The organism is Micromonospora maritima (assembly GCF_902825405.1).
In the GTDB taxonomy this organism is placed as follows: domain Bacteria; phylum Actinomycetota; class Actinomycetes; order Mycobacteriales; family Micromonosporaceae; genus Micromonospora; species Micromonospora maritima.
The window spans coordinates 22,939-35,317 of the sequence record NZ_CADEAU010000012.1 but is presented as its reverse complement, the minus strand read 5'-3'; the positions used below and the strand labels follow the sequence as shown (position 1 = coordinate 35,317).

General features: G+C 65.7%; 6 protein-coding genes. All 6 read left to right on the top strand.

Annotation, left to right across the window (positions count from 1 at the left end):
* Positions 1 to 519: MMPL family transporter (locus tag HUW36_RS34310; RefSeq protein ID WP_246247838.1), on the top strand; the 519-nt coding region annotated here is incomplete at its 5' end.
* The gene (locus tag HUW36_RS03360) at positions 516 to 776 is read left to right on the top strand and encodes a hypothetical protein (protein ID WP_174526737.1); all 261 of its coding nucleotides are present in this window, start codon (positions 516 to 518) and stop codon (positions 774 to 776) included. The genes HUW36_RS34310 and HUW36_RS03360, both read left to right, overlap by 4 nt.
* A 407-nt stretch (positions 777 to 1,183) precedes the next feature.
* Entirely contained in the window at positions 1,184 to 5,890 is a 4,707-nt protein-coding gene (locus HUW36_RS03355) for a DEAD/DEAH box helicase (RefSeq protein WP_174526739.1), read from the top strand.
* Positions 5,887 to 7,407: a nuclease-related domain-containing DEAD/DEAH box helicase gene (locus HUW36_RS03350; protein ID WP_174526736.1), complete on the top strand. Its 1,521-nt coding sequence runs from the start codon at positions 5,887 to 5,889 to the stop codon at positions 7,405 to 7,407. Before HUW36_RS03355 ends, HUW36_RS03350 begins: the two co-directional genes overlap by 4 nt.
* Positions 7,404 to 10,571, top strand: a complete 3,168-nt coding sequence (locus HUW36_RS03345) for a helicase-related protein (RefSeq protein ID WP_174526735.1) — start codon at positions 7,404 to 7,406, stop codon at positions 10,569 to 10,571. Before HUW36_RS03350 ends, HUW36_RS03345 begins: the two co-directional genes overlap by 4 nt.
* Positions 10,552 to 12,360, top strand: a complete 1,809-nt coding sequence (drmB, locus tag HUW36_RS03340; RefSeq protein ID WP_174526734.1) for a DUF1998 domain-containing protein — start codon at positions 10,552 to 10,554, stop codon at positions 12,358 to 12,360. Before HUW36_RS03345 ends, drmB begins: the two co-directional genes overlap by 20 nt.
* Positions 12,361 to 12,379 lie beyond the last annotated feature (19 nt).

Below are 12,379 nucleotides of genomic sequence, written 5' to 3'. Positions count from 1 at the left end.
CCGATCTCGTTCCTCCAGCAGATGGGGTTCGCGGTGGCGATCGGGATCGTGCTGTCCGCGTTCGTGATGTCGATGTTCTTCGTGCCGGCGTTGACCGGGTTGATCGGGCACACGGCGTGGTGGCCGGGGCACGGGGGCGAGCGGCGGATCACCGGACCCCATGCCCCGCCCGAGCCGGTGAGCATGGCGGGGGGAGCTGACTCGCCAACTCGGCGACTGAGAGCCGGCGAACGGGTCCTTCAAGGAAAGCTTGTCGGCCGGCCGCGTCGAGGCCGCCTCGACGCCACCCTAGCGCCCCAGCAGGCCCGCACCGTCGTCTGGGCCAACGGCATCCGTCAGGAGGTGCCGTTGATATCGGCGGACGAGGCGTTGGCGCAGCTGCGCGCCGCGGGGATGGGCGACTGTTCCGGCTGCGCGCCGCTCAAGCTCACCGGGGGCTCGCCTGACCACGATGACGGTCAAAACCACCCGCAGCCCGGCCACCGCCCCGGCATTGGGGGGCGCAGAGCATCACGGTGAGCAGCGACACTACCGTCAACTGGTCTTCGATCGACATCGCCGGCAACGTGGAGAGCAACTACAAGCCGGACGGACTGGGCAGTAACTACAACAAGCAGAGGGTGGACGTTCATGGTCTCGCCCCAGAGCACTGGTGGCCGCCGGCAACGTCGGCGACCACCAGCCTGTGCGAGGCCGGCCCGTCGAGCGAAACCTGCATGCGCGCCAGGAACCGCTCGCCAACCGTTGAGGTGACGGACGGGCACCCGCCCCGCTGAGGTGGATCACGAGCGCATCGTCCCACCGAGGCCGTCAGGCTGCTGCGGGTATTACGGGTGGGCGCAGGGCGGTTGCCATGGTTGGGCTAGATGGCCGCTGGCGGCAACTGCGGCCCCGCGCGGAAGACTTGCCAACTTGCAATATCAACTGCGGAGGTTATTGACAGCCCAAGAAGGTCACCTCATGCAGGCTGATCGGCTGACCAACTGGGGGTCCCGTCGGGAGGACTCCTGCCGGTAGGGTCCAGGAACGCCTTGTGGGAAGGTGGGGCCCTTGGTTGCTGGGATGATCCGCGTGTTCACTCGGTCGGTTGGCTCCGTCGCCACGTTGGCGCGGTCCTGAACGCGGATACCACCGGTTCGAGTGCGTGCAGGTGGCACCACAGCCTGGGGAGTGCTTGTTCATCGTGATGGAGCAGCTTTGGGCGCCTGACCCCGCCCTTGTGCAAGAAGTCAAAACCCTGTTCGACAGCACTATCGAGTCCTACCGGGTCAAGCCAGACTTGCTCACGGAGCACGCCAATCACGAGGAGTCTATCCGAGTCGGCGGATACGCCAATCGGACTCTTCTCGAACTCATCCAGAACGCCGCCGATGCCATGGCGGGGAACGCCGACTCGGACGAGAATGCGGGCCGGGTTGAGATCGTCCTGGATACGGTGCGTCGTGCGCTCTATTGTGCCAATGGTGGACGACCGTTCTCCAAGAGAGGGCTTACCGCCATCACGCATGCCCATCTGAGTGGTAAGCGTGGGGATGAGATCGGGCGATTCGGTCTAGGGTTCAAGTCCGTCTTAGCGGTTTCAACTGCGCCGCAGGTCTTCAGCCGTTCCGTATCGTTCGAGTTCAACTCGTCCGAGGCGCACGCCTCCCTCACTGGAGTCGGCTCCGGGGCGAAGCGTTACCCGGTGCTCCGCACGGCCACCACGGTCGACGCGGTGGCAGCGTTCGGCCAGGATCCCGTCCTCTCCGGTCTGGCCGAGTGGGCCGCGACCATCGTCAAACTTCCGAACGTGTCCAGCATTGGTCGCCTTCGTGGGGAGATCACAGGGTTCTCATCGCACTTCCTTCTTTTTGTCGGGGCCGTGAGGGAGGTGAGACTCCGGATCATCGGTGCCGATCATTTCGAGGCCACTCACACCTCCCGAAAGCTCGGTGATGGCCTTTTCAGGATTGAGCGTTCCGGTGGCGAGTACGAGGAATGGCTCGTGGAGGACCGGATGCATGCGCCGTCCGCGGAAGCTCGACGCCAGGTCGGCGAGGCGGTCTCGCGATCCGAGGTCAAAGTGACCGTCGCGGTCCCAAAGAGGCGCGGCAAAAGGTATCAGATTGGCGAGTTCTGGTCCTATTTCCCGCTGGATGACAAGACATCCGCCTCCGCCCTTTTCAACGCGCCGTGGAGCGTGAACGACGACCGAACGACGTTGCTCCGGAACGATTACAACCGCGAGATGCTCGTAACGCTTGCGGATATGTTCGTGCAGGTGATCTCACTCGTGGGCACGGCGGAGGATCCCGCTACTCATCTCGACTATCTGCCCGCACGGGGTCAGGAGGAACTCTCGTTCGGTGACGAGATCCTCTGCAGGCAGGTCCCGCACAAGTCGATCGGACGGGAGCTCGTTCCTGACGCCTCGGGACGCTTAACCCGGGCCGAGACTTTGAAGCCCTTGGACTTCACGATCGGCGTCCCCGAGAGTGTCCACGAGGCATGGATCATCTCTCCGAACACTGGATCCGACGTTCCGCACTGGAAGTGCTACAGCTTGCAGCAGCGGATCACACGTCTGCGCCAATTGTTCGCGGCCGCGCACGGCAGTCGGCTGGACGCCACCGAGAACGACATGAAGCGGACGTTGGCGGCCATGCCGAAGCGTGGGATCCTGTCCTGGCTGCGGGAGTGGGCGGAGGGTGCCGATCCGGTGTCGGCTGCCAACGCCTTCAGGTTCGTGTGCAAGCAGCGCAACATCGAAGGCGTCGAGAATGCCAAAGTGATCCCGACCACCGGAGGTCTGCGAGCACTGAGCGACAGCACGGAGGTCTTCCTGCGCAGAGAGGAGGGCGTCGAATTCGAGCGGTCCGTTTTCGTCCTTCCTGGCTTCCTCTCCCAGCCCGGCGTCGAGGGACTGCTGCGGCAGGCGGGGTTCCGAGACCTCGACCCTCTGGCCATTCTCAACGCTCGTATCGCGCAGCTCCCTGCAACGGCCGGCGATCGGGAATACACGGAACTCTGGAATTCCGTGACCGCACTGCCCGTCAACGTCGCGGCGAAGACCCTCGAAGGCCACTCGGACACGGTCAAGGTACCGACGCGTGACGGAGGCTGGGCGTGGGCGAGACAGGTGATTGACGTCGATGCCGACGTGTCCTGCGTGCCGGGCGTCAAGGCGTTGGACCACAAGCGCTGTCTGCCACAGGCGGCCCATGCTCTCGGCGTCGTCTGCGATCCGGTGAGGAGCTATTCCGTCGAGGATGAATCGCGCCTCGACGACTACGTCGGATGGTTGTTGGAGCAGCTCAACGCGTTACAGGGTCCGGGTGAGCGTCCGGTCGAACGTGTCGAACTGCTTCACGGTGCCGGGCCGGGACCGTTCTCCATGCTGTTCATCCTGCGAGACGCCGGCGCCTCGGCCCAACTACGTGCACACTGGACCACCGCGCTGCTGCAGGCTGGGGATCTCACCTGGACGTGCGAGGACATCGACTCGGGCATCACCTACACCGTGCATTCGCCGGTGCGATGGGCGGCCGACGAGGCCGGACTCGTCAACACGACTCGTGGGTTCCTGCCGCCCTGTGAGGTCGCCGCGCCGTCACTGGTCCGTTACGAGAGACTGCTTCCGCTGTTCCGGGGACCCTCACAGGTCGCCGACACGCTGGAGCTGCCGGACGAACTCGCCACGCTGCCCGGTCCTGTGCTGAAGAAGGCGCTCGCCGAGCCGCTGTTCCCGCCGGGCATCTCCGACGACGTGCTCGTCGAGTTCACCCTCGCCGTGTCACGGATCGCCTATCCCGGTGCGCACGCCCCGGCGATCCCCGCCAAGATCGGGCGTCGAACCGAGTCGAGGCCTCCAGCGGCGGTGTACCTCGCGACCTCCGACGAGCAGGAGGCGTTCCTCTCCTCGCGTCAGCGCCCTTACCTTCGCGCGCATCCCGAGCAGACCGCGGAGCTGGTGGAGGTGGTCGGCTGTCGTCGGTTCGAGGACAGCTTCGCCTTCTCGATCATGGTCGAGGGCGAGCAGGACAGGGTGCCGATCGTCGACGTCTTTACCGGACTGCGCACAACGACCGTGGCGAGGAAGGTTGAGAACGCGACTCTGACCCGAGCAGTTCAGATCATTAAGCGGGTGACCACGGAAGACGGCGTCGAGGACCAAGCTCTGGACTGGCATCTCGACGGGTTGAGTCTCACCGCTCGCAGTGATGCCGATCAGCCGCGGCTGCTCTCGTTCGTCAACGACGCTTTCGACCTACGCTTGATCAGCGCTGAGCGTGAGCAGGTACTCAAGACCGGCCTCAATCATAAACTCGAAGAGCAGCGTCAGCGTGCCAAGGCCGCCCGGGACGACGCCGAACGGCTCGACATCTACTTCGGCCCGGACGACCTGCGGGAGGCGCTGCCGACCGGCTTGTGGCAGGCACTCGAAGCTCAGGAACTAATTCACGAACAAACCTCGGTCGCCGAGCTGTTCTTGACCGTCTTCGGCTCGGACTCCATCAGGCAGCTTGCGACGAACTTCCGACAGGAGGGCTTCACCGACGTTCCTACCGAGTGGGCAGGTCGTTCTACCACGATCGCCTGGTTGCGCAAGATGGGGTTCGGTCCCGAGTACGCGGGACGCCGGAATCAACGCCAACCGCAGGAGTTCGTCGTCCCCGGTGCGGTGAGGCTCAATGAACTGCACCCATTTCAAAAGGACATCAGCGCCCAGCTCCGCGACGTCGTCACGCTCCGCGATGCAAACGGTCGTCACCGTAAGGCGATGGTGGAACTTCCGACCGGGGCGGGAAAGACGCGCGTCGCGACGGAGACTGTGCTGCGGCTGTTCATGGAGGATCGCCTCCAGGGCCCCGTTCTGTGGATAGCGCAGTCGCAGGAGCTCTGCGAGCAGGCGGTGCAGACGACCAGCCTGGTGTGGCGGGGCCTGGGGGACGAGCGTCCACTGACCATTGGACGCCTCTGGGAGGGCAACGACGTTCATGAGCCGGACACGGAGTTCAGCTTCATCGTCGCCACCGACGCCGAACTCGACGTCGGCGTTATCCGTGACCCCGACTACGACTGGCTGAGGCAGGCCTCCGCCGTGATCATTGACGAGGGGCACCGGGCCGGTGGATCCGAGCGGTACACCCGGATTTTGAACTGGCTGGGCGTGGCCGGCCGTGGCTGGGAACGCCCGTTGGTCGGACTCTCCGCGACACCGTTCAAGGGCGCCTCCGAGTCCGCCACCAAGGCGCTCGTGAGTCGTTTCGGTGGCCGCAAACTCGAGGCGTTCGAGCAGGACAACGCCTACCGCAGGCTCGCCGAACTCGGTGTGCTGGCGCGGGTTCGACACCGGGTACTGCCGGGCATCCACGTCGATCTGCAGCCGGACGAGCGCAAGGACGCCACGAGCCTGCGCAGGCTCAAGCAGTCCGTCATGGATCGTATCGGCCGAGACCAGGCCCGCATGTCGGTACTCGTCGACCATATTCTGGGCCTGGACCCGGACTGGCCGGTACTGGTGTTCACTCCGAACGTCCTCTCAGCGCAGGTGCTAGCGGCGACCCTTCGGTATCGCGACGTCACCGCTGCGGCCGTCAGCGGGCAGACGGGCAGGCAGGAGCGCCGCGACATCATCGAGAGGTTCAAGAACGGTCAGATCAGAGTCCTCGCCAACTGCGACCTTCTGATTCAGGGCTTCGACGCCCCCGGGGTCCGAGCGCTGTACATCGCGCGTCCGACGTTCAGTCCGAACGCCTACATCCAGATGGCCGGGCGAGGTCTGCGGGGACCGAAAAACGGCGGGAAGGAAGAGTGCCTCATCGTGGACATGGCAGACAACTTCGGTGATCTCACCAAGATGCTCGGATACCGCGAGTACGAGAATCTCTGGCAGGAGCATCAGCCGTGATCCTCGTCCCCGACCTGACCGACATTCTCAAGAACGCCGAGAGCGACGCCGAACGTCGGGTGGCGCGGCTTCTACGAGAGGTGACCGGTGATCTGGACGCGGTCGCCTTCTACTCGGTGAAGCTGCGTTCGCATGCCTACAAGCAGCAGGCCGAGGCGGACTTCGTCGTGCTGTGGAAGAAATGCCTGATCGTCGTCGAGGTCAAGGGCGGTGGGGTCAGGAGGCACGAGGGCATCTGGTACAGCGTCGACCGCCGCAACGACTGGCACAAGCTGTCGAGCTCGCCGATGGAGCAGGCGCAGTCGGCGATGTACGCCCTGCGCGACATTCTGCGGGAGGAGGGTGTCGGTTGGTTCGCGCACGAGGCCGTTGTCATCACCCCGGACATCGAGACCCCCCCACATTCTGTGGGGTGGCAGCCGAGTCATTGGTTGGCCAAGGACGACATGACGGTCGAGGGGTTGACTCAGGCTCTCGACACGATCACGGATGCCGCCCGCAGACCACCCGCTGGCCAACGGATCGCCCGCGCCGCTGATCTGCGGACGCGTTTGTTCGGCGAGTTCACGCGGATGCCGGTGATCGACGCGCAGCGCGGTGCGGTCATCGAGGAGCAAAACCGTGCCACCATCGGTCAGGCACGGGTGCTGGCCGCGTTGGCGCGCAACCCTCGGGTCATGGTGTTCGGTGGTGCCGGCACGGGTAAATCCCTGGTGCTGGTCGAGGCCGCGAAGCAGGAGTCCGGTGAGGGCCGATCCGTGTTGATCACCTTCCACTCGCCGGAGCTGCTGCAATTCTTCGCGCCGCACGTCGCCGGCCGTGACATCGCGGTCCTGCCATTCACGCAGCTGACGTCCGACCAGGTGTACGACGTCGTCTTCGTCGACGAGGCACAGGATCTGATGGATGCCGAAATGATGGACCGGCTCGACGCGGTCGTAGTCGGCGGACGCGACCGCGGCCGTTGGCGGATGTTCCTCGACTCGAACAACCAGTCGCACGTCGACGGCGGCTTCGACGACGACGTGTTCGAGCTCGTCGCGTCCGAGGCCCTCTCGGTCGACCTCGAACTCAACGTCCGGAACACGCAGGCGATCGTGCACATGGTTCAGGAGTACCTCGGCGCGGATATCGGCGATCCCGGTATCGTCCACGGCGAGAAGGTCCGGTGGCACACCTCTGACGGTGCGGCCGATGTCGCCGCCGCCGAGATTGTGGCGGAACAGCTGGTGGCCGACGGTGTCCGACGCAAGGACATCTGGATCATCGAGGCCGATTCCACGGCCGCGCCGACCGTGACGCCGCAGGGCTTCACTCTGACGAGCCCGCGGTACGCCAAGGGCCTCGAGGCGGAGAGCGTCGTGCTGTGCGACCTGCCCGAGTCCTTCGACGATGCGGGCACCGCCGCCTTCTACGTGGCGGTGACCCGGGCGCGTGTCTCGCTGAACATATTGGTGACCAAGGACGACAGGCGGCGCCTCCAAGAATTGGTCCGACAGCGGTTGGTGAAGAAGTGACTCTGACCAAGGCACAAGAGGCGGCACTGACGCACCTACGCAACGCGTACGTCGGTCCGGACTCCGGTGAGGAGGAGATCCTCACCAATCTGCCCGACCGGCAGTACGCCGTTGGGATGCTGTTCCCGATCGCCTCGGCGGTGCCGGCCGCGGACCAGCCGCAGCCGGGCGCGCCGGTCGAATCGGACGTGCCCGCCGGAGACGTGGAGGAGGACGGCGCCGGTGTGCCGCTCGCCGAGGATTGGCGGCCCTCCTCCGTCGCGATCTCCTTCGTCACCGACCGGCCCGCAGTGACCTGTGATCTGTCCGGTGGCACCTATCAGCCTGTCACCGGTGACGGGCCCCCGCGTTGGCAGCGCAGGCCGTTCCGGCTCGACGCGATCGAACTCGGCCCTCACAGACCACTGCACGAGCTTCAGGCGGGCGAGGTCCCGATCGAGGTCGGATCGCGGTGGCGCCGGTACGGCGACGCCCATCTGGTGACGGTGCACGCCCGGATACGCAAGCAGTCCACCGGGAATGACCGGCTCGACATCGAGTCGATGCTGTTCCAGGTGGCGCTCAGGGTCGAACCCGCAGTCGACGGTCGGATCCTGGAGTATCGGGGGTCGACCGCGGTCGACCTGGACAGTGAGGCGGCGGAGCTACGGCTGCGGTTCAGGGACAAGAAGGTTTACGCCGTCGGACACGGCATGGCCGCCGACTGGGACCTGTCCGGGAACGCCTGTACGGCGGTCCGCCTCGAGCCCGTGCCCGCGTTCGTGGTGCCCGCGGTCGCGACGACCGGGTTCGCAGCGGGGACCGCAGAGGCCGAGGCTCTGGGCCTCGACCATCTCGCACGCATCGACACACACCCCGTCGAGGTCCTACCGTCGCTCGACGCCTTCGTCGCCGCGTTCGAGGTATGGGTCCAGCAGCAGGAGGACTCCACGACCGCGTTCGGCGCGGACGCCCACGTCGCACGAGCGATCACCGACCGCGCCCGCGCGGCTCTTCACCGGATGCGAGCCGGTGTCGACCTGCTCCGCGACGATCGGCAGCAGACGCTGAGAACGGCCTTCTCGCTCGGCATGGCGGCCATGCGACTACAAATGCGTCAGACGGCGGTGCGTGACGGCAGGGATCCGAGCGAGCCGCAGTGGCGCCCGTTCCAACTCGGCTTCCTGCTGGTGGCCCTGGCATCGACCGTGGACGGAACCCACGACGACCGGGAACTGGTCGACTTGATCTGGTTCCCCACCGGCGGAGGCAAGACGGAGGCATACCTGGGCCTGGCCGCAATTGAGATCTTCCGTCGACGGCTCGCGCACGGTGTCGCAGGCGGCGGCACCGCGGTGATCACCCGCTACACTTTGCGGCTGCTCACCGCCCAGCAGTTCCAACGGGCGGCGTCGCTGATCTGCGCGATGGAACTGCTACGCCGTGACCGCGGTCGAGCCAAGGGCATGACCCGCTTCTCCATCGGCCTGTGGGTGGGTAACGAGGTGACACCGGGCAAGAGGAGCGAGGCGAAGGCTGCACTCGACCGATTGCACAAGGCCGCACGGCCGGAGGAGACGAACAGCTTCCAGGTCGAGAGCTGCCCGTGGTGCGGCGCCGCGCTGGTGCCAAGGAAACAGTCCGCGGACAAGACCCTGTACGGGATGCGGCTCGTCGGCAAGGACGTCGTCATCCACTGCACCGATGGAAGCTGTCCGTTCCACGACGAGCTCCCCGTCGCCGTCGTCGACGAGGTCCTCTACGACGAACCGCCCACCATCCTGCTCGCCACCGTCGACAAGTTCGCACGCCTGCAGTTCCGGCCCAACGCCGGAACATTGCTCGGCCTGGACACACCGTTCCGTCAACCGTCGATGATCATCCAGGACGAGCTGCACCTGCTGTCCGGACCGCTCGGTACCACAGTTGCCGTCTTCGACGCCGTCATCCAGATGCTACTGAGCAGATCCGGCACGCCACCAAAGATCATCGCATCGACCGCGACCATCCGCGCATCACAGGAACAGGTCCAGGGACTGTACGGGCGTGACGTCGCCCTCTACCCCCCGGCCGGCCTCGACGGGGATCAGACCTTCTTCTCCGAACCGGTCGAGAGCGGTGAAGGGCGCCTCTACGTCGGCCTCATGCCGCAGTCGCTGTCTCAGGTGTCCGCCGTCATCTCCACGGCCGCTCCGCTGATCGAGATACCGGAGGTCCTCGCCCAGAAGCAGGACACGGGCGCGACGCGCGACTCCTATTGGACCGCCGTGATGTATCACAACAGCCTGCGCGAGCTCGGCCGGACGGGAACCCTGGTCGTCGACGACGTCAACGGACGACTCGAACCACGCGCCGACCGTCTGAAGCTGCCGTTCCGCCCGGTGCGCGCCGACCGCGTCCTCGAACTGACCAGTCGCCGGGGGCCGGAGGAGCTTCCCAACGATCTGCGGGAACTCGCGCAGAGCATCGACAAGACCGATCAGGCTGTCGACATCGTGCTGTCGTCCAACATGTTGTCGGTAGGCATCGACATTCCTCGCCTCGCGCTGATGCTGATGGTCGGCCAGCCCAAGACCACCGCCGAATACATCCAGGCCACGAGCCGCGTCGGTCGCGGCCGCAACAACGGCATAGTCACCACGTTGTTCCGGTCGAACCGGGCACGCGACCGATCGCATTTTGAGACGTTCCGCGGCTACCACGAAGCCCTCTACCGCAACGTCGAACCGACGAGCGTGACACCCTGGTCGCTGGCCTCCCGCACCCGGTCCATAGGTGGCGCCCTGGTGGCGCTCCTACGGCACTCCATCACGGCTCTGGCAGCCAACGACGGGGCGTCTCGCCTCGACCTCGACGACGAGGACATGCGCCACACGGTCGAACACCTGGTCGACGCCTTCGTCTCTCTTGTCAGCCGATCGGATCGCATCGAGGCCGACGAGACCGAAGAGGAGCTGTGGCGGCTGCTGCGTGATTGGGACCGCCGCGCCAGATCCGCTCGAGAAGAAGGCACGAGTTTGCGATACGAACGTGGCAAGGCGGACGAGCGGGCCCTTCTCAAACGGTTCGAGCAGAGCGGCGAGGGCTGGCTGGTCGCCGACTCGATGCGCTCGGTCGAACCGAACGTCGCCGTCCATGTACGCGAGCCGATGGAGGAGGCCCGGCATGGAACCCATCGTGCATGACCTACGGCTGTCCGAGACGATCAGCCCCTTCGGCGTTGGAGCAATCGTCGACGTGCGCGGGGAGTCCCTGATCGCACCGGACACCTCCTGGTGGGATCGCAAACGCGCTCCCGAGGTCAGCTGCGAGCGACTCTCGGCGAAACTGCGTGGGGGTGTCCTGCGGCAACCACCGGCACACGCCGGACGAGCGGCCAAGGAGACCGCGAGTCTGCTGTACTTCCGGTTCCCGGAATGGCGGTTCTGCGAGCGTTGCACGAGGCTGTCCATGCTTACCGGCAAGAACAAGGGCCGCTGGACCAACAAGTGTGACTGCGGCGGCACCCTCGTACCGATGCGGTACGTCGCGATCTGCGAGCAGGGCAGCCACCTGCAGGACATCCACTGGTTCAAGTGGGCGCACCGTGGGCACGACGCCGGCATGACCGAGGCGGTACGGCACTGCCGCGCGTACAAGGAACTCCGGTTCGTTCGCTCTTCGCGTCACGGCGAAGGCCTGACATCGCTTCGCGTCGTCTGCAACGGCTGCAAACGAGACCGCGCCCTGTCCGACCTGACAGGGAAGGACTCGTTACACCGCGACGGCTTCCGATGCGACGGCAAACAACCATGGGAGGACGAGAACACCGGAGACCCGTGCGAGCACCACCTAAAGGCCGTCCAGCGCGGCGCCACCGGCAACTACATCGCGGAGCGGCTCTCGGCGCTCGATATACCCGAGGAGGTACCGCAGTTCATTGGCAAGAAGGACGAGATCCGCAGCCACGTCTACTTCGAGAGGGTGGTCGCGGACAATGGTGGCCCACAGGCGGACATGGTGGCCGGCTGGATCGCCGACGAGCTCGGCGTCTCGAAGGACGACGTGCTGCGACTGGCCGCAGGTGACGACGAGCCCGACGACGCCCCGCTCCTGGAGCTAAAGGACGGCGAATGGGCCGCGTTCCTGAACAAGCTCGACAACGGAAGAGACCACAGCGGCGGCGACTTCATTGTTGACGGCTGGAGGATCCCATCCGACGGCGCATGGCCCCCGGCTCTCACCGACCGGCTGGTCGCCGTCGGCCAGGTTCGGCGCGTACGCGAGGTACGCGCGCTCAAAGGCTTCAGACGCCACACGGCCCAAGCCGACTTCATCAGCGCGGACCTCGGCCCAGACCGTGGGAGAAAGCCGGTCTATCCCGCCGTCGAGATGTTCGGTGAAGGAATCTTCCTCCGCTTCGACGAGGCCCGCATCGCCGAATGGGAGAGCCGGCCCGAAATCCAGGCCCGAGCGAAGCTCCTGATCGATCGGCGAGAAAGCAGCCCCTGGGCGGACCGACTCGACGTCCCGGAGCCGCGATACATAGCGCTGCACACCATCGCACACCTGCTGATCCGACGACTCGCCTTCGCCAGCGGCTACTCCTCCGCCTCCCTCCAGGAACGCATCTACGCCAACACCGATCGCCCCGATCGCACCGCTGGCATCCTCATCTACACGGCCGCCGGAGACGCACAGGGAACACTCGGCGGTCTTGTCCGCCTCGGCGAACCCGATCGGATCCTTCCGCTGTTACTGGCGGCTCTCGGGGACGCGGACGTCTGCTCGAACGACCCCGCATGCATTGAAAGCGACCGGCAAGGCGTATCCCAGCTGAACCTGTCCGCCTGCCACGGATGCGCGCTCGTCAGCGAGACATCGTGCGAGACCGCCAACCGGCTGCTGGACCGTCAGCTCGTCCTCGGCGGCGGGAACCTCCGCGGACTGCTCGACGACGTGCTGGGTCAGGTACGAGGAGTGGTGGACCGGTAAGCCAACAAGGCTGGCCTGC

What these genes read in the sequence shown, in the direction of transcription:
- drmB (WP_174526734.1), top strand. Translation starts at nt 10,552, where the DNA reads ATGGAACCCATCGTGCATGACCTACGGCTGTCCGAGACGATCAGCCCC.